Consider the following 22,283-nt stretch of genomic DNA (forward strand, 5'->3'; position numbering starts at 1 on the left):
CGGATGGACACCACCGACACCAGCAGGCATGCCGAGTTCGGGGTGTTCATGCCGGTGGCGAGCAACGGGTTCCTCTTCTCCACCGCCGCGCCCCGGTTCGAGCCGAGCTTCGGGCACAACCGCGACGTCGCGCGGCTGGCCGAGCAGGGCGGGCTGGATTTCGCCTTCTGGATGGGAAAGTGGCGCGGCTACGGCGGGACGACCGGGTTCTGGGACCAGTCGCTGGAGCCGCTGACGCTCGCGACGGCCGTTGCGGCGTCGACGGAGCGGATCCGGTTGTTCGCGACGGTCAGTCCGTTGCTGCTGCATCCCGCGGTGGCGGCGAAGACGATCGCGACGGCCGACGAGTGCAGCGGCGGCCGTTTCGGGATCAACGTCGTCACCGGCAACACTCTCGACGAGTATCTGCAGATGGGCCTGGTCCCCGAGGGCTACGACGGCGCGCGGTACGAGTACGCGGAAGAGTGGTGCGAGGTCGTCAAGCGGCTGTGGGCCGAGGACAGCGTGACCTTCGACGGCCGCTTCTTTCACCTCGCCGACTGCGTGTCGCGGCCGAAACCCGCCCGGCGGCCGACGATCGTGTGCGCCGGGCTGTCCGACGAAGGGCTCGCGTTCACCGCGCGGCAGGCCGACTACTCCTTCGTCGGCAACGCCTCGCCGGCGGTGGCGAAGGTGCGCGAACTGGCGGCGCGGGCCGGACGCGGCATCCGTGTCGTGACCAACCTGTTCGTCGTCCAGGACAGCACGGACAGGCTGGCGCGGGCGCGCTTCGACCGGATCCGGGCGGGGCTGGACACCGAGGCACTCGACAACGTCATCGCCGGGTTCACCCGCAGCGACCGCTCCTCCTACGAATTCCGGACGCATTTTCTGCGCGCACCCGATACGGTCGGCTTCGGGACCGGGACGACGGTCACGGGAAGCGCGGAGACGGTGGCGGAACGGATCGTGGCCGAGGTGGTGGACAACGACATCGACAGCGTCCAGTTCACCTTCCCCGACTACCTGCCCGACCTGGAGGCGCTCTGCGCCGACGTCCTGCCGATCGTGCGGGAACGCCTGGCACGACAGGGAATCACCACAGGGGAAGGTAGTAGGCGAGGATGACGGAGCTGGGCCCGATCGGTGCCGTGAGCGTCGATCTCAACACCGCCGAACACGCGGTGGCCGTCGACACCACGAAGGAACTGGAGGCCGCCGGGTTCTCGACGCTCTGGCTGCCCGGCAGCGGCGGTGACAATCTCGAACGGGTCGCGCAACTCGTGCGCGCCACGAGCGGGATCGGGATCGCGACCGGGATCCTCTCGGTCGACGCGGTGTCCGCCAATGAGGTGGGCCAGGCGTACGCGGAGCTGGAGCGGGACCACCCCGGCCGGTTCGTCGTCGGGCTCGGCGGCGCGCACGGCCCCCGCCCGTTCGCGACGATGCACGCCTTTCTGGACATTTTGGACTCGACGCCGCCGCGGATTCCTTTGTCCGCAAGGATTCTCTCCGCGCTGGGCCCGCGCATGCTCGATCTGGCGAGGGAGCGCGCGGCGGGCGCGTTCCCGTATCTGATCACCCCGGAGTACGTCACGACCGCGCGCGAAGCGCTTGGTCCCGGCAAGAAACTGCCGGTCTGGGTGGAGGTGATCCCGGAGATCGAGCCGGACACCGCGCGGGAGCGGGCCAGGGAGGCACTCGGTTTCTTCCTGACACTGCCGCACTACGCCACCAACTTCCGCCGGATGGGTTTCACCGCCGGCGAAATCGGCTCGGCCGCGCCGCGGCTCATCGACGGGTTGGTGGCGTGGGGCGACCTCGGCACCATCGTGCGACGGCTGCGCGAATACCTGGACGCCGGGGCCGATCAGGTCGCGGTCAACATTGACCGCGTGCCTCGCGAGCTGTGGCGCCCACTGGCCGACGCTCTGCGATCCTGACGCCTCAGCCGCGGATGGCTTGCTGGTAGGCGGCGAGCGCGGCGGCGTCGTCGATGCTGCCGTGGTGATGTACTTGCGCCCAGTGGCCTTCCTCGTACCGGAAGTAGCGGCTGGTGCGGATGGCCAGCGGGACAGCGGGGGTGTCGCCGACGCGGTACTCGCCGGTCTCGCGCCCGGCGAACAGCGCGTGGTCGTCTCCGACGTACTCGACGATGTCGCCGAAGGTCACGGTGACGCGGGCCGGGCCGGTGAACACCTTGTCGTACAGGGCGGTGATCGCCTCGCCGCCGCGCAGGATGCCGCCGAGCGGGTTGTTGAGCTGTGCGAGCGGATGCGTGGTCCACACCTGGCGGAAGACATCGAGATCGCGGTGGTTGAAGGCGAAGTAGAAAGATTCGAGCGCCGCCAACGCTCCTGCGCGGCCGGGCTGCGTCGCCTCGGAAAGCAGTTCGCGTGCGTCGGGGCCGAAGCTGAGTGCCAGCTGCTGGGGCATGGGGACTCCCGTAGAGTGTTCGATGGAGGTCGACCAGATGAGTGTACGACAGGAATCGAACACTGGCCAGGTTTCCGCGCGCGCACGGGGACTGACCCACACCGATCCGGCGGACGTGCCGTTGCAGGACGCGCTGACCGCCGTCGGGGACCCGGTGCGGCGCACGATCCTGCGCGCGCTGGCAGCGGTGCCGGACTGGGCCAAGGCCTGCGGCACGTTCGACCTGCCAGTCACGAAGGCGACCCGCAGTCATCACTTCGCCGTGCTGCGCGCGGCGGGCCTCATCGAACAACGCGACGAAGGCGCGCGAAGGCTGAACCGCTTACGCCGCAAGGAATTCGACGCCGCCTTCCCCGGCCTGCTCGACCTGGTGCTCCGCGAGGAAGCCGAGCGCGAGGCGTCCGGGCGGGCTCGCGGCGCGGGGAGCTGAAGGACGCTTTCAGTGCGGTGAGTGCACTGAAAGCGTCCTTTACTGCGGTGAGTGCACCGAAGGCGTCCTTCAGCACGCGCGGCCCCGGACGGGACCTCGGGCTCAGTCCTTGCGGCCGGTGAAGGCGAGTGTCGTGCCGAGGCCGATCATCACCAGCCCGCCGGTGCCCCCGACCAGCCGGAGCCGCCGGGGCGAGCGTGCGAACCAGGCCCGCGCGGTCCCCGCGATGAGCGCCCACACCGAGTCGCTGATGAGCGCGATCACCGGGAGACAGACACCCAGCAGCAGCATCTGCGGCGGCACCGACCCGGCGTGCGCGTCGACGAACTGGGGGAGGATCGCGGCGAGGAACACGATCGACTTCGGGTTCGCGAAGCCGACCACGAACCCGTCCCGCAGCACGGTCAGGGTGCGGCCCGGCGTCACACTGATCTCGGCGGAGAAGGCGTCGGCGAGTTTGCGGCGGTGCCGGAACGCCTGCACCCCGAGGTAGACGAGATAAGCGGCGCCGCAGAGCTTGACCGCGGTGAACACCGTCGCGGACGTCGTCACGATCGCGCCGAGCCCGAACGCCACGGCGACCACCTGGGTGTACACGCCCAGCGCGTTCCCGGCGACGGTCAGCAGCGCCTCCCGCCGACCGACCGTCAGCGCCCGGCTGATCGTGAACAGCACGCTCGGTCCCGGCACGACGATCATCGCGAAGGCGAGCGCCGCGAACGTCCAGAACTGACCCGTCGACACCATGCGGCCAGCCTAACCCGGTGCGATGGCCCACCGTACGGAATATCTCGTTACTTCGTGTGGTAGACCTCGGCCGTCTGGGCCGCCGCCGCGGACGGTACCTCGATCACCGGGATCGGCTTGTTGCTGGGATTGCCGCTTTCCGCGGCGCGGTAACTGAAACTCAGCTGACCGGACGCGCCGGGGACCTCATCGAGGCTGTTCAGGTTCAGCATCTGGTTGAGCACGTCGCTGTGGCTCGGTACCGCGTGGTCGGGGTGGGAGCGGGTGGACAGCCTCGCCGCCTTCGCCGCGATGAGCAGGGCGTCGTGGGTGGAGATGGCGCCGCCGTCGTCGAGGTCGGCAGGGGCGAACCCGAGGCGGCCGAACTGGTCGTGGAAATCCTTGAAGAACCGGGGAGTTCCGGGCGCGCCCTGCGCCCAGCCCTGCGGGTCGGTCTCGGTCGCGTAGACGATGCTGATGTTCTTCTCCCGCAGTTCCGCTTCCTTCGCCCGGAGCTGCAGGGACCCGAAATCGGCGCCCGCCACGATCGCGGTCACCGGCGAGTCCGGGCAGACCCGGTTGCGCAGCGACTGCAGGAAACTCGGGAAGTCCACGACCCGGCCCGCGTAGAGCACCGCCTTCGGTTTCACCGCGCACACGTTCGTGGTGATGTTGGTGAACAGGTCAGGGCTCGCCGCCGTCGGCCCGGACATGCCGACGTAGTTCTGCGCCGGGTACCTGATCAGGTTCCCGAACCCGGCGGCGAAGTCGTCGCGCAGCGAGCGGGTGAACAGGTCCGCACCGGAGGTCGTCCCCGGATCGGGATTGACGTCGGAATTGGCGTCGTAGACCATCATCGCCGAGTCGAGGCCAGGATGGTGCCGCAGATAGCCCTGGAGCGCCGCGACGTATTCGGCGTTCGCGGGCGACGCGCGCAGGAACCCCCGGATGGCGCCGTAGTTGAGCTGGTCGGCGGTGGCGATGGCGCTCACCATCGGGATGTCGTGCTGGGCAAGGTGTTTGGCGGCCTGCTCGGTCTGCACCGTGGACAGCCGCAGGCCGACCACGGCGACCAGCGGTTCGGGGTCGTGCACCATTCCTTCCAGCTGCTCCACGACGGTCTGCCAGCGCAGCTCGTGACTGCCCCAGTTGGCCAGCACCAGTTTCACCAGCGGACGCTGGTCGCCGACGGCCGCGGTGTGGTTGACCCGGTACTGCGCGGTGTACGCGCCTTCCAGCTCGGTGCGGACCTGGTCGAGCGTCACGGCCGAGGTTTCGTTGACCGTCAACGGATCCAGCAGCGCGATGGTCACGGTGCGCCCGGTGCCGCTCACCGAGGCGTTCTCCGCGGCGATCTTGCGCTGCACGTCGGCGAGGGACTCGTGGTAGACGTAAGTGCCGTCGGTGACGCCGGCACATTCGCCGTCGAGTTTCCGCACGCCGGAGTCCGAGCCCCCGCAGGCGTTGTCCGGCCAGAACACGGCGGTCACCACCGCGGCGGCGACCACGGCCACGGTGACCACCGCGACCAGGCGGCGATGGTCGCGCAGCCAGACCCAGCGCCGTCGCCAGAACCCCACCGGAGGCGGTGGGTCCGGGAAGAGGTCGTCTTCCGGGCCGGGCACATCGCGGTCGGGCACAGTCTCTCCTCAGCTCCACAGCTCGGCTTGCTTGCGGTGGTAGTCGGCTTCGTCGAGCAGCGGTTCCGGATCGCCCTGCGCGAGCCCGGCGACGAAGTCGTAGTCCGCCGCGATCTGCCGGTGCAGGGCGCGGCGCCGGTTGGACACGAACGGATCGAAGGCGATCCACCGGGCGACGACCAGCCTGGTCAGCCGCTGCGATCGCTTGTCGATCGCGGTGCGCAGCTGGTCCATCGGGGGCAGGTCGGACCCGAACCCGGCCGTCCGGGGCATCGAGGTCACCGAGCGCAGCAACCGCACCCAGTCCTCCGGATCGTCGGTGGCCAGCCGCTGCCGCAGGCCCTCGCAGGCGGTCGTGACGTCCCCGGCGGCCATCGCGTAGTGCAGGACGCCCTCCTCGTCGCCGTCCTGCGCGCACCGCGTCCGGAACCAGTCGACGACCGTCGCCCAGTTCGCCGCCTCGTCGTCGCCGCGCGCGGCGAGCCGCCGCACCAGCAGCCGCCGCAGGACCACCGGCCCGGCACCGCCGGAGGGCGGCCACAGCACGGGGGCGATCTCGCGATAACTGTTGATGCCGCCGACGAGGAGTTCCCCACGCGCGGCCAGCAGGCTGGCGTGCTGCTTGGTTCGCGCCGCCGCGCAGGTGACCAGGTCTTCGTAGGTGTCTTCGGTGAACTCGCCGAGCAGCTGCTGCCGCAGGCTGTCCTCCAGCATGGGGCGGTCCGGGTCGCGGCCGGGTTCCGCGCGGTCGAGCAGCACCATCAGCGTGTCCCCATGCTCGAGCGGGCGCTCGCGGATCGCTTCCACCAGTTTCGCGGTCGACGCCGGATGGCCGCCGGCGAAGCCGTACACCATCGGCGTCAGCTGGTGGTGCCCGATCAGCGCGACGTTGCCGCCCTGCACCGACGCGAGCGCCGACACCAGGACACCGGTCTCGCGTTCGCTCAGTTCGGGCAGCGCGTACCGGCACCACCAGTGGGGCTCGTCGTGCGGGTCGTTGGTCAGCTCGTGCTCGATCCCCGAACCGGTGAACTCGATCAGTTCCCGGTGGGGCACGCCCGCCAGCAGTTCGCCCCGGCTCGTCGCGACGACGGTGAGCGGATCGGCCGGGTCCATCCCGAGCGCCAGCCGGTCCTTGCGCGCGTCCACCAGGCCGTTGACGAACTCCTGCCCCAGCGGGGTGTCGCAGTCGTCGAGCACCACCACGCAGTTGAGCGTCATCTCGGACGCGTGCCCCGACGTCCGGAAGTCCTCCCGCAGGTCCGCGAGGAACGCCTCCCACAGCAGTTCGTTCACCTGGTGGGTCAGCCCGTCCTTGACCCAGCTGTTGAGGTCGACCAGCACGTCGAGCGGGTCCTTGTGGAGGTCGCGATCGCGATGGCCGTACCAGTCGGGGGACAGCGACTTCGCGCGGCGGACCATCCGCAGCGCCGCCTCGATCCCCAGCCGGGCCATCGCCCGCACGATGGCGGCGATCGGGTCCTCCGGGGCGAGCATCGGCGCGAGCCCGTCGGCGGTCTCCCAGAGGATCGCGCGCATCGCGTCCAGGTTGACCCGGGACCGGAGCAGCCGCCGGATCGTTTCGCGGGCTTCCTGCCTGCTTTCCGGCAGTTCGGCCCGCATCGCCATCCTGCCTATCGTGAGCAACGGAAATCGCAGCGAGCCATACCGCTCGTTCCTTTTTCCCAGCTGAAATGCGATCGAGGACAACACTTTCGGCACAGTCGCCCCGCGATACCTTTCGAAGTCGACGCGGGCGTGCGGAATGCGCTCTCCGAACCGGTGCGCGAGCGTGTCGGCCAATGCCGTCTTGCCGCAGCCTCTCGCGCCCTCGAACACCAGTACCGGATGGCTCAGGCTGCGCGTCGCGCTGCGATGCGGTTCGCGCTCCATGAGCCGCCGCACGAGCTGCGTCGCCCGCCGGTGCCCGAGAGTTTCCCCGCCCTGGCTCACGGTGCTGTTGTAGTCGATGCGCCGCGGCGCGTTGCGGCTTTTGACACACCGGCGTCGTCGCAGGGGCCCATGTCCACCCGGATGGTGGCAGCGGTCGTCACGCGCGGCTACCCGTGTTCGGCCATCGAGGGGAACCGCTTCCCGCTTTCGCGGGAAGATCCTTTTCTGCTCCGCCTGTTCTCCGGCCGCGTCTGGTGCATCGCGTCAGGTTAGGTCCTTTCCCCGGGACCGGTCCTGCGGCGATTCCGGGAAATGACGTTCGCCGGTTTCGGCACGGGCGCGCCCAGTGCCGTGAAGGCCTCCTTACCGGCACTGGGCGCCGGTAAGGAGGCCTTCACGGAAAAATCCACAAAGGACATTTCCCGGCTTGGGCAGGGCGAGGACGCGGAAGTTGTCGGTGGCGTCTGTTAGGAAGATCGGGTGACCCCGAAGTTCACCATCGACCAGCGCAGAGCCCGCCTCGCGGTGCGCCACCACCTCGCCGCCCCGGCAGCCACCGCCGAGGCGGCGGCCGAGGGCGTCGTCGCCTTGCACGCGACCGATCCGGCGACGGTGTACCTCTCCGCCCGCGCCCGGCTGGCGGAGCGGGGCACCGCCGTCGAGGACGTCGAGCGCGCGCTCTACACCGATCGCGGGCTGCTGCGGCTGCTCGGCATGCGGCGCACGATGTTCGTCGCGGGCCTGGAGGTCGCGGCGCTGATCCAGGCGGGCTGTACACCCGATGTGGCGGCGAAACAACGCAAGCTGCTGATCAAGCATCTCGCCGAACAGGGGCATCCGGAGAACGTCACGGACGCTGCTCGCTGGCTGGCCGAAGTCGAGCAGGCCACCGAAGCGGCCCTCGCCGCGCGCGGGCAGGCTCCCGCGCAGGTGCTCGTCGAGGACGAGCCACGGCTGCGGCAGCAGCTGATCATGGCGAAGGGCAAACCGTACGAAGCGGTCGCCAACGTCACCAGCCGGGTGCTGAACCTGCTGGGTGCCGACGGCCGGATCGTGCGCGGGCGGCCGCGCGGGAGCTGGGTCAGCACTCAGTACCACTGGGCCACCCTCGGCACCTGGCTCCCGGCCGGTCTCACGGAATGGGAGGCACCGGCGGCCCGCGCCGAACTCGCCAGACGGTGGCTGCACGCGTACGGGCCCGCGCCCGCCGAAGACCTGCGGTGGTGGACGGGCTGGACAGCGGGCCAGGTGAAACAGGCGCTCGCCAGGCTCGGCACCGTGGAGGTCGGCCTCGGCGGCGCGCCGTCGGGCACCGGCCTGGTGCTCGCGGACGACCTCGAACCGGTCGCGGAGCCTGGGCCGTGGGTGGCGCTGCTGCCCGCGCTCGATCCGACGCCGATGGGCTGGGCGGCGCGCGACTGGTACGTGGGGGAGCACCGGGCCGCGTTGTTCGACCGCAGCGGCAACATCGGGCCGACGGTCTGGTGCGACGGCCGCGTCGTCGGCGGGTGGGCGCAGCGTACGGACGGTGAGGTCCGGATCGGGCTGCTGGAGGACATCGGTGCCGAGGCGAAGGCCGCGGCCGAGGCGGAGGCGGACCGGCTCGCCGGGTGGTTCGGCGTGGTCCGGGTGGTGCCCCGGTTCCGCACTCCGCTCGAACGGGAGCTGGCGGGCTGACGTGACGACAGAGCGGACCACGCACCCCTTCTGGATCGATTCTTGACCCGTTCGCCGAGTGGTGGAAGTCTCGTCGGGGCGGCGATAGAAGCCCAGGCCAGCACGCTAGGGTGGCGCCCGAGCCCGCAAATCTTCCGGGGTGGCCCCGGTCGAGTCTCAAAGGAGTGGCAGCAGTGACCGTTCGCGTAGGTGTCAACGGCTTCGGCCGGATCGGCCGCAACTTCTTCCGCGCCGTGCAGGCGAGCGGTCACGACATCGAAGTGGTCGCGTTCAACGACCTCGGCGACGTCGCGACGATGGCCCACCTGCTGAAGTACGACTCCATCCTCGGCCGTTACCCCGAGGAGGTCACCGTCAGTGACGAGGGCATCGTCGTCGGCGGCAAGACCATCAAGGCCCTCGCCGAGCGCGACCCGGCGAACCTGCCCTGGGGCGACCTCGGCGTGGACGTCGTCGTCGAGTCGACCGGCTTCTTCACCAACGCCGACGCCGCCAAGGCGCACATCGCCGGTGGCGCCAAGAAGGTCATCATCTCCGCGCCCGCCAAGGGCGAGGACCTGACCGTGGTGCTCGGCGTCAACGACGACAAGTACGACGGCTCGCAGACCATCATCTCGAACGCCTCCTGCACCACCAACTGCCTCGGCCCGCTGGCCAAGGTCCTCAACGACGCCTTCGGCATCGAGCAGGGCCTGATGACCACGATCCACGCGTACACGCAGGACCAGAACCTGCAGGACGGCCCGCACAAGGACCTGCGCCGCGCCCGCGCCGCCGCGCTGAACGTGGTGCCCGCCTCGACCGGCGCCGCGAAGGCGATCGGCCTGGTGCTGCCGGAGCTGCTGGGCAAGCTGGACGGCTACGCGCTGCGCGTCCCGGTGCCGACCGGCTCGGCCACCGACCTCACCGTCACCCTGAAGAAGTCCGCCAGTGTCGAGGACATCAACGCTGCGTACAAGGCCGCCGCAGAGGGCCCGCTGGCCGGGATCCTGCGTTACTCGGTCGACCCGATCGTGTCGGCGGACATCGTCACCGACCCGGCGTCGTGCATCTACGACTCGCCGCTGACCAAGGTGATCGGCAACCAGGTCAAGGTCGTCGGCTGGTACGACAACGAGTGGGGCTACTCCAACCGCCTCGCGGACCTGATCAAGCTCGTCGGCTCGAAGCTCTCCTGAGCCCGATGTCCGTCAAGAACCTCGAAGACCTGCTGAGCGGCGGTGTTCAGGGCCGGTACGTCCTCGTGCGTTCCGACCTGAACGTCCCGCTCGACAGTGCCAATGGCTCGAGCCCGCAAGCGACTCTCGCGGAGACCATCACCGACGACGGCCGGGTCCGCGCCGCGCTGCCGACGATCAAGAAGCTCGCCGAGGCGGGCGCCAAGGTCGTCGTCACCGCGCATCTCGGCCGCCCGAAGGGCGAGCCGGACCCGAAGTTCTCGCTCGCCCCGGTCGCGAGGCGGCTGTCCGAGCTGCTCGGTGCCGAGGTCCCGCTCGCCGGCGACCTCGTCGGCGATTCGGCCAAGGCGCTCACCGCCGGGCTGGCCGAGGGCGGCGTCGTGCTGCTGGAGAACGTGCGGTTCGACGCGCGCGAGACCAGCAAGGACGCCGTCGACCGGTCCGAGCTGGCAGCGGAGCTCGCCGCGCTCGTGCCCGGCGGCGCGTTCGTCTCGGACGGCTTCGGCGTCGTGCACCGCAAGCAGGCCTCGGTCTACGAGATCGCCTCGGTGCTCCCGGCGTACGCGGGCGGCCTCGTGCTGGCCGAGCTGGACGTGCTGAAGAAGCTCACCGACGACCTCGCCCGGCCCTACGTCGTCGTCCTCGGCGGCGCGAAGGTGTCCGACAAGCTGGGTGTCATCGCCAACCTGCTGACCAAGGTCGACCGGCTGCTCATCGGCGGCGGCATGGCCTACACGTTCCTCAAGGCCCAGGGCCACGAGGTCGGGAAGTCGCTGCTGCAGGAAGACCAGCTGGACCAGGTCAAGGGCTTCCTCGCCGAGGCGGAGAAGCGCGGTGTCGAGCTGGTGCTCCCGGTCGACGTGCTGGCGGCCACCGAGTTCGCGGCGGACGCCGCGTACGACGTCGTGGACGCGGCCGCGATCCCGGCGGACCGGCAGGGCCTCGACATCGGCCCGCGCAGCCGCGAGCTGTTCGCGAGCAAGCTGGCCGACGCGGCGACGGTGTTCTGGAACGGCCCGATGGGCGTGTTCGAGTTCGAGGCGTTCGCCGGCGGCACCCGTGCCGTCGCCGAGGCGCTCGTCGCCAGCGAGGCGTTCACGGTGGTCGGCGGCGGCGACTCGGCCGCGGCCGTCCGGCAGCTCGGCCTGCCCGAGGACGGGTTCTCGCACATTTCGACCGGTGGCGGTGCGTCGCTGGAGTACCTCGAGGGCAAGGAACTGCCCGGGGTCGTCGCCCTGGAGGAGAAGAACTAAGTGGCACGCAAGGTCCTCATCGCCGGCAACTGGAAGATGAATCTGAACCACCTCGAGGCCATCGCCCTGGTGCAGAAGATCGCCTTCGCGCTGCCGGAGAAGTACTACGCGAAGGTCGACGTCACGCTCCTTCCGCCGTTCACCGACATCCGCAGCGTGCAGACCGTGACCGACGGCGAGAAGCTGTCGTTCACCTACGGCGCGCAGGATCTGTCGCCGCACGATTCCGGTGCCTACACCGGGGACGTGTCGGGGCCGATGCTCGCCAAGCTGGGCTGCAGCTACGTCGTCGTCGGGCACTCGGAGCGGCGCGAGTACCACGCCGAGACCGACGAACTGGTGAACAAGAAGGTCAAGGCCGCGCTCAAGCACGGGATCACGCCGATCCTCTGCGTGGGCGAGAGGCTCGAGGTCCGCGAGGCGGGCGAGCACATCGCGCACACCACCACGCAGCTGATCGAGGGGCTCAAGGGGCTCAAGACCGAGCAGGTCGCGAACGTGGTCGTCGCGTACGAGCCGGTCTGGGCGATCGGCACCGGCAAGGTCGCCACCCCGGCGGACGCGGAGGAGGTCTGCAAGGCCATCCGCGAGACGCTGCGGGAGAAGTACGGCGACGAGATCGCGGCCGGTGTCCGGGTGCTCTACGGCGGTTCGGCGAAGGCGAACAACGTCAGCGACCTGGTGGCCTGCGAGAACGTGGACGGCGCGCTGGTCGGTGGCGCGAGCCTGGACGGGGACGAGTTCACCAAACTCTGCGCACTCGCTGCGGGCGGGCCGCTGCCCTGATCGTGGCCACGACCGGGTAACCTGTGTATCCGGTCCGTCACAGCACTGGACGAGTCCAGGGGTACGGTGGATCCTGCGCCGTGCCCCTGCATTCTCCGATGAGCACAGAGGATGACATGAAGCTGTTCCTGCAAATTCTGTTGATCGTCTCCAGCGTGCTGCTGGTCGTGGCCGTGCTGCTGCACCGCGGTCGAGGTGGCGGTCTGTCGTCGCTGTTCGGCGGGGGCATGCAGTCCAGCCTCGCGGGCTCGAGCGTGGCCGAGAAGAACCTCGACCGCATCACCGTACTGCTCGGTTCCGTGTGGCTGATCAGCATCGTGGGCCTCGGCCTGCTGCTCAAGGTCTGATCGACGCTGAGTGACTCGGCGTGCCCGTGGGGGGCGCGCCGCCGACTCCTAGGTGTGAGGATTCATGGTTGGCGGTAATGCGATTCGGGGCACTCGGGTGGGTGCCGGTCCTTCGGGCGAATCGGAGCGGGGTGAATCGGCGCCGCGGCGGCGCATCTCGTACTGGTGCGCCAACGGACACGAGGCTCGCCCCTCGTTCTCGATGGACGCCGAGATTCCCGACGAGTGGGACTGCCCCCGCTGCGGTCTCCCCGGCGGGCAGGACGAGAAGAACCCGCCCGCGGCGCCTCGGACCGAGCCCTACAAGACTCACCTGGCGTACGTGAAGGAGCGGCGCAGCGACGCCGACGGCGAGGCCATCCTCGCCGAGGCGCTGGAGCGTCTGCGCCAGCGCCGGGAGCTCATCTGAGACTTCTCCTCACCGGTCGAGCGGGTACCGGGCACGCACCCGGAACCCGCCGTCCTCGGTGTCGGACGTCTCGAAGCTGCCACCCAGCAGCCGAGCGCGCTCAGCCAGTCCGGTGAGCCCGTGCCCTCCCGAGGGCAGGGCGGCACCGGGCTGTTGGGCGCGTTCGTTTTTGACCTCCACCTTGAGCGCGCCGTGCTCGCCGTGGATGCGGATGGTCGCGGTCGCGCCGGGCGCGTGCTTGTAGACGTTCGTGAGGCATTCCTGCACCGTGCGGTAGGCCGCGGCGGACACCTGGTTCGGCAGGAACTCCGGCAGCTGCTCGACGGTGAGGTGCACCGGGACGTCGGTGGCGCGGATCAGCCGGTCCAGCTCGTTGATGCCCGGCTGCGGCCCGTCGTCGTCCGATCCGGAACGCAGCACGCTGACCAGCGAGCGCAGCTCCTCCAGGGTGCGGGTGCTCAGCTGGCGGATGACCTGCGCGGTCTCCAGCGAGCGGGTGTCGGTGGTCTGCGCCTGCAGCGCACCGGCCTGCATCGCGATGAGGGTGATCTGGTGCGAGACGACGTCGTGCATCTCGCGCGCCAGCCGGGCGCGTTCCTCGGCGCGGACGGCGTCGGCGTGGAACCGGCGCTCGCGGTCGCGGCTCGTGGCCAGTTCCGCGAGCTTGTTCGAGATCTCGGCCCGCGCCCCGATGAGCATGCCGATCGCGATCGGCATACCGGCGACGAGGACGCCGTAGATCCCGTCGAGGATGTGCTCACGCCAGCTGAGCTTGGCGAAGTCCTCCAGCGGCCACTGCACGAAGCGGCAGGTGAACACCAGCGCCGCGCCGACCCACGTCTGCCAGTGTGACTGCCTGCGCGTCGCGAGCATCCCGAGGTTGATCATCGCGGCGAGCTGCGACCAGCCGGCGAGGAAACCGGGCACGGTGGCGAGCGTGGCGAGGAAGGGGAACTTGCGGCGGAACACGACCGCGAGGCACGCGGCCGCCGAGAGATAGGTGGAGTACGGCTGGGCCTTGCCGGGGACCACCAGCCACACGTCGAGCACGGCCAGCAGCACCAGTGCCGCGTCGAAGCCGAGCGTCATCATCACCGGTCGTCGCATCGAGGCGAACAGCCCGGTCAGGGCCCGTCGCCTGACCCGATCGGCGGCCCCCGCGCCGGGGCTGCCCATCGAGATACCTGGAATCGAGAGTCCCTCTGTGCTCATCGGGCGACCTCACTCGTCTTGTGGACTTGATGATGAGAGGTGCTCGAGCCCCGAACGGGACGCGCAACTACGAACAAATGTGCGGATGCTAACGAGAAGGCGTATTAAGACGGTAAGTTTCACCCGTAAACCGGGTGTAGCTGTCCGGATTCCGTAGTCGGTTGCTCCGTTCGGCTCAGTCTTCGCTGGTGCGCTGCCGTGAATCGCCGATCCACGTCCGCAGCGCGGTTTCCCGGGTGGCGTCGTCCGGTTGGCCGGGAGCCGCGGCCCAGGCGACGATTCCGTCCGGCCGGACCAGCGCCGCGGCGAGATCGTTTCTCCCGGTCGACGTCACGGCAACGGATTCAAAACCCGTCCACGGTGAGGCCGGGGCCGGGTGGAGCATGATCGGTCCACCCTCGTGCGTCAGGTCGTACAGCCGGGTGGTGCCGCCGTCCGGCAGGGACAGTTCGAGGTCGGGGCAGGGCCTGCCGGTCAGCGGATGCGTCGCCGGGTAGGGGAAGTCGTGCCGCAGCCCGAGCCCGGACAGCATGCGGCCGAAATAGCGGTTCACCTCGGGAATGTCCATCAAATCCGCGACAATGTCGCGCAGCGCGTCGCTGTGCGGCCCCGGCCGTAGCAACGCCGACTGGGCGCGCGTGTTGTGCAGGACCTCGGCGCCGGCCGGATGACGTTCGTGGTGGTAGCTGTCGAGCAGCCCGGCGGGTGCCGTGCCCGCCACCGTCGCGGCGAGTTTCCAGCCGAGGTTGACCGCGTCCAGCAGGCCGAGGTTCAGCCCCTGCCCGCCGCTCGGCGAATGAACGTGTGCCGCGTCCCCCGCCAGCAGGACCCGGCCGAGGCGGTAGGAGCCGGCCTGCCTGGCCTGGTCGGTGAACCGCAACCCCGCGCCCACCTCGGTGATGGTCACGTCGGCCCCGGACACCCGCCGGACGCTGGCTTCGAGTTCCTCGGCGCTGATCGGGCCCCGTCGCCGTTCGGTGTCCTCGAAATCGAACGTGGCCACCATGCCACCGCCGTAGAAGAGCGTGCCGCGGTCGTTCCGGCCGGGCGGCGGCAGAGCGGAGGTGTCCTCGATCCGCGCCGCGGCCCGCCGGACGGTCATGATGGGTGCCGTGCCGGGGAAGTCGAACGGGACGAGTTCGCGGACCGTGCTCCGCCCGCCGTCGCAGCCGGCCAGATAGGACGAGCGGAGCTGCAGGTCGCCCCGCGAGGTCGTCACGGTCACCGTCACCCCGGCCTCGTCCTGGCCGAGATCGGTGACCTGGTGGCCGTACCGGATCGGCACGCCGAGGCCGGTCGCGTACGAGACCAGGATCTTCTCGAGCTCGGGCTGCCAGATCAGCGTCCGCTCCCGGCCGGGCTCGTCCTGCAGGGCAGGGTCGATCTTGTGGATCGACGCGAAGTGGCCGTTGTCGCTGCCGTGGTCGCGGGCGAAGTCGGCGCGGCCCTGCGCGTCGTGCCGGGCGATCTCCTCGCCGAGCCCGCGACGTCGAAGCGCCTCGGTGGCCAGCGGCCCGATGCCACGTGCCCGTTTCTCGTCGTTCAGCCCGTGCCGGGCTTCCAGCACGACGGGCTGAGCACCCGCGAGTTTCAGTTCGGCCGCCAGCAGCAGGCCGACCGGGCCCGCACCCACCACGATCACGTCGTTGTCCATGAGATCCCCCTTCGACCGAAAACCCGGGCACAGTGTGCGCAGTTTCGAACGGTAGCATACTGCGCACACTGTTCCCAGTGACTGACGAGGAGGTCCGGGTGACGGGCACTGGCGGCGACGACGTGATCTGGCTGCGCTCGGGCCGGGCGTCTCGCGGTCCCCGGCCCGCCCACAGCCTCGCCGACATCGCCGAGACCGGTGTGCGGGTCGCCGACGCGGACGGGCTCGACGCGGTGTCGATGCGGCGGATCGCGGCGGAACTCGGCAGCGGCACGACCTCGCTGTACCGCTACGTGTCGTCGAAGGACGACATCCTCGACCTGATGTACGACGCCGTGCTCGGCGAGGAAGAACTGCCGCCCCCGCGCGGATACTGGCCGGACGATCTCGCCGCGATCGCGCACCGGATGCGGGGCCTGATGATCCGGCACCCGTGGATGACCGCGCTCGCGGGCCGGCCGTCGGTCGGCCCGAACGGGCTCTACGCCACGGAGCGCGCGCTACGCGCGGTGGACGGTCTCGGGCTGGGTATCGACGAGATGGTCGTGCTCATCGAGGCACTCGAGGCGTACGTGCTGGGCTACGTGACCCGGGAACTGGCCGATCGCGCCGCCACCCGGCGCTCCGGCCGTGACTGGGACCAGTGGATGGCCGCGCACGCGAGGTACGGCCGGACGATCATCGACGGCGGCCGGTTTCCGTTGGTGGCGCGGGCTTGGCTGGACGCGCGGGAGCCGCATGCCAGGGATCGTCAGGAACGCGGGTTCCGGCACGGCCTGGAGCGGCTTCTGGACGGAATCGGCGCCCGCATCCGTGCGGCCAGGGGCTAGCGGTTTTGGCCGGTGGCCCGTTCGGGTCACCTTCATGCACGGGCGCGACTAGCGACCATTCTTGTCACCCTCCGTCGATACCCTATGACCCATCGAGACCGAGGAGGGGTTATGGAGCGTCCGGTAACACTGACCAGGATCGCCGGAACCTGCGAGGATGGCGAGGTCTGTCCGACCGTGTACCTGACCGACCGGAGGACGATCGCCGTGCAGGGCTACCTGCTGCCGGGCAAGGACGTCTCGGCGGGTGAGGCGATCGTCGAGATTCCGCTACCCCTGCTGCTGGAGGCGGCCCGTGTATCAGGTTGAGGGCACGCATGACGTCGGCGGAAACTGGCTGTCGGCGGACGAATACCGGGATCGTATGACCGAGTTCAAGTCCGTGTCGTTTCGTTTCCAGGCGCTCCAGGTCTACGGAGTTCCCTGGGAACAGGGGCCGTTCCGCGAGTTCATGCGGTCCGGGATCCGGCATGTCGATCCGGGAGATCCTCGGCTGGCGCGGCTGAAGGAGCGGCTCGAGGGCGGCAGGCGCGTGGAGCGGGTGCAGGTTGTCCGGCCGCCGGTCAGTGACTACCTTCGCTTCGCCTTCACGTTCTTCCACCACTCCGCGCTGGTGGGGGAGGACCTCCGGATTCTCGACTCTTCGAGAGTGGACACCGCGGATCTGCCGGACTACGACTTCGTGCTGCTCGACGGGAACGCCGTGATCAGGCTGCATTACTCACCCGAAGACGGGAGCGTTGTGGGACGGGAACTGCTCCCGGAAGCCGATCTCGAGGAGTATCGGTCCTACCGCGAATACTCGCGCCGGTGTTCCGTGCCATTCTTGGAGTACGAGGACGCGGCTTCGTACTGATGCTGGAGCCCAGTGACGCCGGACAGGAACGACGCAACCTGGCGGACGTTCTTCGGGAACTCCGGCTCGCCGCCGGGTTGTCTGGTGAAAGGCTCGCGGCCAAGACACATATGAGCCAATCGAAGATCTCCCGGATCGAGACCGGCAAGATCCTTCCTGCCGTCACCGACGTCGATCGGGTTCTGCGTGCGCTGGCGGTTCCGCCCGAGCAGGCGGAGCAACTGCTGAGGCTGGCGAGCGCCGCCAACGTCGATTTTATGAGCAGACGGCAGGTCCGGCGGATCGGGATCGACCACACTCAGCGCACGCTGAGGGCGTTGATCGAGCAGGCGACGACCGTCCGCTACTTCCTTCCAGCCAGCCTGCCCAGCTTCCTGCAGACCGAGTCCTATATCCGCAGCAATCTCGAGAATCCGCTCAAGAAGACGACCGCCGCTCAGCGTGAGATGCTCGTCGCCGTAAAGCTGGACCGGCGGAAGCTTGTCGAACGAAACGATACCGCGTTCGTTCTCGTCCTCACTGAGGATGCCATCCGGTTTCCCATGGTGAACCCTGCGCTGATGGTTGAGCAGATCGACGTGCTGATCGAGATGTCCCGGTTGCCGTCGGTGCGTCTCGGAATCATTCCCGCTGCGACACAGCTGCAAAAGTCGCCGCTGAACACCTTCGTCGTCTACGACGAGCGGCTGGTGACGATGGAAACGTTCGCGGGGACGATCGCGCTCCGGGATCCGTCCCATGTGGAGGATCATCGAGAACTGTTCGAGTACTTCGCCGACCATGCGGTGTTCGAGTGCGAGATGCGAGCCTTGCTGGCGGAGATAGCCGTCGAGTTCCGGGAGAAGTCCTGACTCGTTCGGAGTACTACAGCCGCAGGAATTCACGTCGGCACGCGGGTAACCGCGATCTGTGCTTGTCGACCCGAATTCTGCCTCCTGGCGTGAATCGCATGGAGATCAAGGAAATTCTGGAAGGTAGCCATGCGCGAGGCTGGCCGACGGTGCATGTGTCCGAGCGTGGAACGCTGATCTTCCAGGGCCCCGAGATTCGTTGTGCTGCCGGGTTGAAACTGGGGCTGGGGGAGCGAGCGGTCGAACTTCCGCCGAGCTCGTCAGGGAGGCGATTCGTGCCTTCGACAGCTGACGAAAGCGTCGCGTTCGAACCTCGCGTAGTCACGAGACAGTACACCTATCGCAACGGCAGGAATGACGTTGTCTACCTGACGCCGTATCCGGTCGAGGGGCCGGTATGTGTGCGGGACAACACCGGGACACGGGTGTGGATGTTCATGTACGCGCACTTCGTCTTCTGCTGGGCGGAGGACGCCTCGCGCGTGCACATCAGCCACGGCAGTCTTGCCGGGGCGAAGATGCCACTGTGGACGGATGTCGAGATCTCCGGCCGCTGGTCCGGGCAGGTGCTCGCCGGGTTCGCGCGTGCGTGGACGGCGGGGCACCTGGCCCGGTTCCATGGGCGTCGGCCCGAGGAGTAGAAGCGGGACAGATCAGGACTCCAGGGGCCGGACGGTGAGGATCTGCTCCGCGCGGCCGACCGGTCCCCGCTCGTCGTGCAGCACCGTGCTGGTGACGCCCTGGCCGTGACCGCCGAAGACGACACTGGTGTCGAGCCCGGTCCACCGGCCTTCGGGCAGGCGGTGCAGGTGGATCGACAGGTCGACGTTGGGGAACAGCCACTTGGTCGGCTCCTGCCGCACCGCGATGCCGTTGGCCGTGTCGACGAGCGCGACGTACGAGGCCGTCGGGCTCGGCTGCTCGCCCGCGACGAGGTCGATCGGGGTAGAGACCCAGGCGGTGGTCCGTCCCGGCTGGGGCGCGCCGGTCGTGCGGACGTCCAGTGACGCGATGTACCCGCCGGGCCACAGGTCGCTCATCGCCCAGGGAGCCAGCGACTCGGGCGGTGGCAGCGGCGCGGGTTCACCGCCGGCGACGATGCCGGTTTCCTGCGGGGCCAGAAGCCACACGCGCGCGCTGACCACGGGACGTCCCGCGATGACCACGGTGGCCTCGGTCAGTTCGATGGTGCGGCCCGGCCGGGGCGTGGACACGTGGATTTCGAACTCGTCGAGCGCGATACGGCCGAGGATGTCGAAGCCGATGCGGCTGATCAGCAGGCTGGGCCGCTGTTCACGGGCGCGGACGCGTTCGATCTCGTGGACGATCAGGCCGCCCAGCGGACTGAAGTGCTGCTCGTCGTCCCGCCAGGCCCCGCCCGCGTGGGCGGTGGGGGCGAAGCGGTGCGTGTCCAGCCGTTCGAAATAGCTGGGCTCGGGGTGGTGGGTCAACGGTGGATCTTTCCTCGCTTGTGACGGATGCGTCCTCAGCGTTTCACAGCGGCGAAACCGCTTACCCGGCGACGTCCCCGATCCAGCCGCGTACCAGCTCGACGAGTTCGTCCGCGGTACTCGCGACCGCGCTCTTCGGTGCGCCGTAAGGGAGTTCGCCGACCCCGACGAGCCGGGCGCGGAACCCGCCGCCGGCCTCGGTCCACAGCCGGATCACGAGGACGGCCGCTCGCTCGCTGTCGGCTGGTTCGTCCACCGGGCCTCCTCCGGACGGCATCGGCGGAGTGTGCCCGTCGTGATGTCACCGCCGCGTCACGCGGATAACGGATGGGCGACGCGCGCGGGTGGTGACGCCACGGTGACGCACCACCCGGAAGGTGAGCGGGCACAAGGGCCTTTGCGAAGACGGCCTTGCGAAGGGAGCCATGGCCATGCCCATCAGTCCTACCTTTCCGGGCGTCTACATCGACGAACTGCCGAGCGCGGTACGCACCATCATCGGGGTGCCGACGTCGGTCGCGGCGTTCATCGGCACCGCGCCACGGGGAGCCACCGACCGGCCCGTGCACATCACCAGCTGGGCCGACTACGAGGCCGAGTTCGGCGGGCTGGACAAGACCAGCGACATGAGCCACGCGGTCTACCAGTTCTATCTCAACGGCGGCAGCGAGGCGGAGATCGTCCGCATCGTCCGCGACCACAACACCGAGGACGAAGACAAGCAGAACCCCGCTCCGAAAAAAGCGGTCAAGGCCAAGGTCGAGCTGAAGAACAAGGCGGGCGACGCCAAGGTCACCCTGCACGCGGCCAGTGAAGGCCAGTGGGCCAAGGACAACCTCCGCGTCCGGGTCGACTACGACACCTTCGTCAAACCGGCCGAGGGCGGAACCCGGACCACCTACAACCTGACCATCCGGGACAAGACCACCGGGATCACCGAGCGCTACCTCAACGTCAACGTGGACCCGACCGATCCGGACGGCCTGGTCAAGGTCCTCGCGTCCTCGCGTCTCGTCAGCACGGTCGAAGAGGACATCGCAGGGCAGACCGTGCTGCCGAACGAACACGTTCCGGAAGGCAAGCTGGACGAGCAGAAGAAGCCGATCGGTCCCGCGGTCGGGGCCGACCCCTTCCGGGACGACACCAAGGGCAGCGCCGCCCTGGAGAAGGCCTGGTACACCGAGGCGGTCGAGGGCGCCGACGGCGACGCGCCCGGGGTGGACAACTACCTCGGCGGCAAGACCGGGGAACGGGACAAGAAGGGCCTGTACCAGCTGCTCAAGGCCGACATCGTCAACATCATCTGCCTGCCCGGCGACCTCGGCCAGGTCGGCAAGCCGATCAGCATCGTTCCCGACGCGGCGGCTTACGCGGTCAAGCACCGGTCGATGCTCCTGCTCGACCCGCCGACGAGCTGGGGGACGGTGGAGCAGGCCGCGACGGGCGCTCGCGCCGGGTTGCCGGTGACCGGTGACCTGGCCAAGAACGCGGCCGTCTACTTCCCGCGGATCAAGCTGGCCGATCCGAGCCAGAAGAACGCCATCCGCGAGTTCCCGCCGTGCGGCGTGATGGCCGGGGTCTGGGCCCGCACCGACGTCCAGCGCGGCGTGTGGAAGGCACCCGCGGGGACCGACGCGTCGCTCAACGGCGTCACGTCGCTGGCCGTGACGATGACCGACCCGGAGAACGGGCGGCTCAACCCGCTCGGCGTGAACTGCCTGCGGCAGCTGCCGGTGTTCGGCCACGTCGCCTGGGGCGCGCGCACCACCAAGGGCGCCGACCTCGCCGCGGACCAGTGGAAGTACCTGCCGGTCCGGCGGCTCGCGCTGTTCCTCGAAGAGAGTCTCTACCGCGGCACGCAGTGGGTCGTCTTCGAACCGAACGACGAACCGTTGTGGGCGTCGATCCGGCTCAACGTCGGGGCGTTCATGAACAACCTGTTCCGCCAGGGCGCTTTCCAGGGCCGCACCCCGCAGGAGGCGTACAAGGTCACCTGCGACAGCACGAACAATCCGCAGAACACGATCGATCAGGGCATCGTCAACATCCAGGTCGGTTTCGCGCCGCTCAAGCCCGCCGAGTTCGTGATCATCCACATCCAGCAACTCGCCGGCCAGATCCAGGTCTAGGGCCAGGGAGGAAAACAGTCATGGCCGACAGCAAGACGAAGCGGCGCGACCCGTACAAGAACTTCCGTTTCCGCGTGAAGTTCTCCGGGGGCACCGAGTACATCGCGGGCGTGAGCAAGGTGACCGGTTTCAAGCGCAGCACCGAGGTGGTCAAGCACCGCGACGGCGGCGCACCGGGCACCAGCGTCAAACTGCCGGGGCGCACCGAGTACGACGCGATCACGCTCGAACGCGGGGTGACCAACGACAAGGTGTTCGAGCAGTGGGCGAACCGGGTGTGGAGCTTCACGAACGCCTCGGGCGGGCTGGAGACCTCGCTCAAGGACTTCCGCCGCGACCTGCTCGTCGACGTGTTCAACGAGGCGGGGCAGAAGGTGCTGTCCTATCAGGTCTTCAACTGCTGGGTCTCGGAGTACCAGCCGGTGTCCGATTTGGACGCCAACGCGAACGCCGTCGCCATCCAGCATATCAAGCTGGAGAACGAGGGCTGGGTCCGTGAGGATCTGCCGGAACCGCCCGAAGTCGGCTTCGAAGACCCCGCCTGAC

General features: G+C 69.0%; 24 protein-coding genes. 16 read left to right on the forward strand and 8 right to left on the reverse strand.

Going from position 1 to position 22,283, the window contains the following annotated elements:
• The first annotated feature begins 3 nt into the window (after window positions 1-3).
• Entirely contained in the window at window positions 4-1,107 is a 1,104-nt protein-coding gene (locus tag ACFW0G_RS11095; RefSeq protein ID WP_378324826.1) for an LLM class flavin-dependent oxidoreductase, read from the forward strand.
• On the forward strand, window positions 1,104-1,922 hold the full coding sequence (locus ACFW0G_RS11100; protein ID WP_378324827.1) for a TIGR03620 family F420-dependent LLM class oxidoreductase: 819 nt from the start codon (window positions 1,104-1,106) through the stop codon (window positions 1,920-1,922). The genes ACFW0G_RS11095 and ACFW0G_RS11100 overlap by 4 nt, the downstream gene beginning before the upstream one ends.
• Before the next feature lie 4 nt (window positions 1,923-1,926).
• Here ACFW0G_RS11100 and ACFW0G_RS11105 read toward each other — a convergent pair whose 3' ends face one another.
• The gene (locus ACFW0G_RS11105) at window positions 1,927-2,415 is read right to left on the reverse strand and encodes a YybH family protein (protein WP_378324829.1); all 489 of its coding nucleotides are present in this window, start codon (window positions 2,413-2,415) and stop codon (window positions 1,927-1,929) included.
• Window positions 2,416-2,452: 37 nt separating this feature from the next.
• Here ACFW0G_RS11105 and ACFW0G_RS11110 point away from each other — a divergent pair, with 37 nt between their 5' ends.
• The gene (locus ACFW0G_RS11110; protein WP_378324830.1) at window positions 2,453-2,845 is read left to right on the forward strand and encodes an ArsR/SmtB family transcription factor; all 393 of its coding nucleotides are present in this window, start codon (window positions 2,453-2,455) and stop codon (window positions 2,843-2,845) included.
• A 102-nt stretch (window positions 2,846-2,947) separates the two neighbouring features.
• Here the strand turns inward: ACFW0G_RS11110 and ACFW0G_RS11115 are convergent, their stop codons facing one another.
• The 3 genes from ACFW0G_RS11115 to ACFW0G_RS11125 are packed head-to-tail and all read right to left on the reverse strand — an operon-like array spanning window position 2,948 to window position 7,164.
• On the reverse strand, window positions 2,948-3,592 hold the full coding sequence (locus ACFW0G_RS11115; protein ID WP_378324831.1) for a LysE family translocator: 645 nt from the start codon (window positions 3,590-3,592) through the stop codon (window positions 2,948-2,950).
• A gap of 47 nt (window positions 3,593-3,639) precedes the next feature.
• The gene (locus ACFW0G_RS11120; RefSeq protein WP_378324832.1) at window positions 3,640-5,211 is read right to left on the reverse strand and encodes an ABC transporter substrate-binding protein; all 1,572 of its coding nucleotides are present in this window, start codon (window positions 5,209-5,211) and stop codon (window positions 3,640-3,642) included.
• 9 nt (window positions 5,212-5,220) lie between these two features.
• Complete coding sequence (locus ACFW0G_RS11125) at window positions 5,221-7,164, reverse strand: hypothetical protein (RefSeq protein WP_378324833.1); 1,944 nt, start codon at window positions 7,162-7,164, stop codon at window positions 5,221-5,223.
• A gap of 420 nt (window positions 7,165-7,584) precedes the next feature.
• On the opposite strand from ACFW0G_RS11125, the gene ACFW0G_RS11130 reads away from it, so the two are divergent.
• From ACFW0G_RS11130 to ACFW0G_RS11155, 6 genes are all read left to right on the forward strand, one after another.
• Entirely contained in the window at window positions 7,585-8,781 is a 1,197-nt protein-coding gene (locus tag ACFW0G_RS11130) for a winged helix DNA-binding domain-containing protein (protein WP_378324834.1), read from the forward strand.
• A 173-nt stretch (window positions 8,782-8,954) separates the two neighbouring features.
• Entirely contained in the window at window positions 8,955-9,959 is a 1,005-nt protein-coding gene (gene gap / locus ACFW0G_RS11135) for a type I glyceraldehyde-3-phosphate dehydrogenase (protein WP_378324835.1), read from the forward strand.
• 5 nt (window positions 9,960-9,964) lie between these two features.
• Window positions 9,965-11,212: a phosphoglycerate kinase gene (locus tag ACFW0G_RS11140; RefSeq protein ID WP_378324836.1), complete on the forward strand. Its 1,248-nt coding sequence runs from the start codon at window positions 9,965-9,967 to the stop codon at window positions 11,210-11,212.
• Window positions 11,213-11,998 carry a triose-phosphate isomerase gene (gene tpiA, locus ACFW0G_RS11145; protein WP_378324837.1) on the forward strand — a complete coding sequence of 262 codons (786 nt, stop codon included), beginning with the start codon at window positions 11,213-11,215 and terminating at the stop codon, window positions 11,996-11,998.
• A gap of 116 nt (window positions 11,999-12,114) precedes the next feature.
• Window positions 12,115-12,345: a preprotein translocase subunit SecG gene (gene secG, locus ACFW0G_RS11150; protein ID WP_378324964.1), complete on the forward strand. Its 231-nt coding sequence runs from the start codon at window positions 12,115-12,117 to the stop codon at window positions 12,343-12,345.
• 64 nt (window positions 12,346-12,409) lie between these two features.
• Window positions 12,410-12,754, forward strand: coding sequence for an RNA polymerase-binding protein RbpA (locus tag ACFW0G_RS11155; RefSeq protein ID WP_345387038.1), 345 nt, complete (start codon window positions 12,410-12,412; stop codon window positions 12,752-12,754).
• A 9-nt stretch (window positions 12,755-12,763) separates the two neighbouring features.
• On the opposite strand, the gene ACFW0G_RS11160 is transcribed toward ACFW0G_RS11155, so the two are convergent.
• Window positions 12,764-13,930 carry a sensor histidine kinase gene (locus tag ACFW0G_RS11160; protein ID WP_378324965.1) on the reverse strand — a complete coding sequence of 389 codons (1,167 nt, stop codon included), beginning with the start codon at window positions 13,928-13,930 and terminating at the stop codon, window positions 12,764-12,766.
• Window positions 13,931-14,141: 211 nt separating this feature from the next.
• On the reverse strand, window positions 14,142-15,620 hold the full coding sequence (locus tag ACFW0G_RS11165; protein ID WP_378324838.1) for an FAD-dependent monooxygenase: 1,479 nt from the start codon (window positions 15,618-15,620) through the stop codon (window positions 14,142-14,144).
• Between the two features lie 77 nt (window positions 15,621-15,697).
• On the opposite strand from ACFW0G_RS11165, the gene ACFW0G_RS11170 reads away from it, so the two are divergent.
• The 5 genes from ACFW0G_RS11170 (at window position 15,698) to ACFW0G_RS11190 (ending at window position 18,798) form a co-directional block, all read left to right on the forward strand.
• The gene (locus ACFW0G_RS11170; protein WP_378324839.1) at window positions 15,698-16,450 is read left to right on the forward strand and encodes a TetR/AcrR family transcriptional regulator; all 753 of its coding nucleotides are present in this window, start codon (window positions 15,698-15,700) and stop codon (window positions 16,448-16,450) included.
• A 111-nt stretch (window positions 16,451-16,561) separates the two neighbouring features.
• The gene (locus tag ACFW0G_RS11175; RefSeq protein WP_378324840.1) at window positions 16,562-16,759 is read left to right on the forward strand and encodes a hypothetical protein; all 198 of its coding nucleotides are present in this window, start codon (window positions 16,562-16,564) and stop codon (window positions 16,757-16,759) included.
• Window positions 16,760-16,814: 55 nt separating this feature from the next.
• Entirely contained in the window at window positions 16,815-17,306 is a 492-nt protein-coding gene (locus ACFW0G_RS11180) for a DUF6879 family protein (protein ID WP_378324841.1), read from the forward strand.
• Window positions 17,261-18,157 carry a helix-turn-helix domain-containing protein gene (locus ACFW0G_RS11185; protein ID WP_378324842.1) on the forward strand — a complete coding sequence of 299 codons (897 nt, stop codon included), beginning with the start codon at window positions 17,261-17,263 and terminating at the stop codon, window positions 18,155-18,157. The genes ACFW0G_RS11180 and ACFW0G_RS11185 overlap by 46 nt, the downstream gene beginning before the upstream one ends.
• 275 nt (window positions 18,158-18,432) lie before the next feature.
• Entirely contained in the window at window positions 18,433-18,798 is a 366-nt protein-coding gene (locus ACFW0G_RS11190) for a hypothetical protein (RefSeq protein WP_378324843.1), read from the forward strand.
• Between the two features lie 12 nt (window positions 18,799-18,810).
• Here the strand turns inward: ACFW0G_RS11190 and ACFW0G_RS11195 are convergent, their stop codons facing one another.
• Both ACFW0G_RS11195 and ACFW0G_RS11200 read right to left on the reverse strand, forming a co-directional pair.
• Window positions 18,811-19,608 (reverse strand): thioesterase family protein, encoded by a 798-nt coding sequence (locus ACFW0G_RS11195; protein ID WP_378324844.1) that lies wholly within the window; start codon window positions 19,606-19,608, stop codon window positions 18,811-18,813.
• A 61-nt stretch (window positions 19,609-19,669) separates the two neighbouring features.
• Window positions 19,670-19,864: a hypothetical protein gene (locus tag ACFW0G_RS11200; protein ID WP_378324845.1), complete on the reverse strand. Its 195-nt coding sequence runs from the start codon at window positions 19,862-19,864 to the stop codon at window positions 19,670-19,672.
• A 175-nt stretch (window positions 19,865-20,039) separates the two neighbouring features.
• Between ACFW0G_RS11200 and ACFW0G_RS11205 the strand changes: the two genes are divergently transcribed.
• A complete protein-coding gene (locus ACFW0G_RS11205; RefSeq protein ID WP_378324846.1) occupies window positions 20,040-21,737 on the forward strand; it encodes a phage tail sheath family protein in 1,698 nt (565 codons plus the stop codon).
• A 20-nt stretch (window positions 21,738-21,757) separates the two neighbouring features.
• Entirely contained in the window at window positions 21,758-22,282 is a 525-nt protein-coding gene (locus ACFW0G_RS11210; RefSeq protein ID WP_378324847.1) for a phage tail protein, read from the forward strand.
• Window position 22,283 lies beyond the last annotated feature (1 nt).

The organism is Amycolatopsis sp. NPDC058986 (assembly GCF_042741125.1).
In the GTDB taxonomy this organism is placed as follows: domain Bacteria; phylum Actinomycetota; class Actinomycetes; order Mycobacteriales; family Pseudonocardiaceae; genus Amycolatopsis.

Bases quoted from the DNA above. Each gene is read 5' to 3' on its own strand.
- ACFW0G_RS11095 (WP_378324826.1), top strand. From the start codon at position 4: ATGGACACCACCGACACCAGCAGGCATGCCGAGTTCGGGGTGTTCATG.
- ACFW0G_RS11100 (WP_378324827.1), top strand. From the start codon at position 1,104: ATGACGGAGCTGGGCCCGATCGGTGCCGTGAGCGTCGATCTCAACACC.
- ACFW0G_RS11105 (WP_378324829.1), bottom strand. From the start codon at position 2,415: ATGCCCCAGCAGCTGGCACTCAGCTTCGGCCCCGACGCACGCGAACTG.
- ACFW0G_RS11110 (WP_378324830.1), top strand. From the start codon at position 2,453: ATGAGTGTACGACAGGAATCGAACACTGGCCAGGTTTCCGCGCGCGCA.
- ACFW0G_RS11115 (WP_378324831.1), bottom strand. From the start codon at position 3,592: ATGGTGTCGACGGGTCAGTTCTGGACGTTCGCGGCGCTCGCCTTCGCG.
- ACFW0G_RS11140 (WP_378324836.1), top strand. From the start codon at position 9,965: ATGTCCGTCAAGAACCTCGAAGACCTGCTGAGCGGCGGTGTTCAGGGC.
- secG (WP_378324964.1), top strand. From the start codon at position 12,115: ATGAAGCTGTTCCTGCAAATTCTGTTGATCGTCTCCAGCGTGCTGCTG.
- ACFW0G_RS11155 (WP_345387038.1), top strand. From the start codon at position 12,410: ATGGTTGGCGGTAATGCGATTCGGGGCACTCGGGTGGGTGCCGGTCCT.
- ACFW0G_RS11160 (WP_378324965.1), bottom strand. From the start codon at position 13,930: ATGGGCAGCCCCGGCGCGGGGGCCGCCGATCGGGTCAGGCGACGGGCC.
- ACFW0G_RS11165 (WP_378324838.1), bottom strand. From the start codon at position 15,620: ATGGACAACGACGTGATCGTGGTGGGTGCGGGCCCGGTCGGCCTGCTG.
- ACFW0G_RS11175 (WP_378324840.1), top strand. From the start codon at position 16,562: ATGGAGCGTCCGGTAACACTGACCAGGATCGCCGGAACCTGCGAGGAT.
- ACFW0G_RS11180 (WP_378324841.1), top strand. From the start codon at position 16,815: ATGACCGAGTTCAAGTCCGTGTCGTTTCGTTTCCAGGCGCTCCAGGTC.
- ACFW0G_RS11205 (WP_378324846.1), top strand. From the start codon at position 20,040: ATGCCCATCAGTCCTACCTTTCCGGGCGTCTACATCGACGAACTGCCG.
- ACFW0G_RS11210 (WP_378324847.1), top strand. From the start codon at position 21,758: ATGGCCGACAGCAAGACGAAGCGGCGCGACCCGTACAAGAACTTCCGT.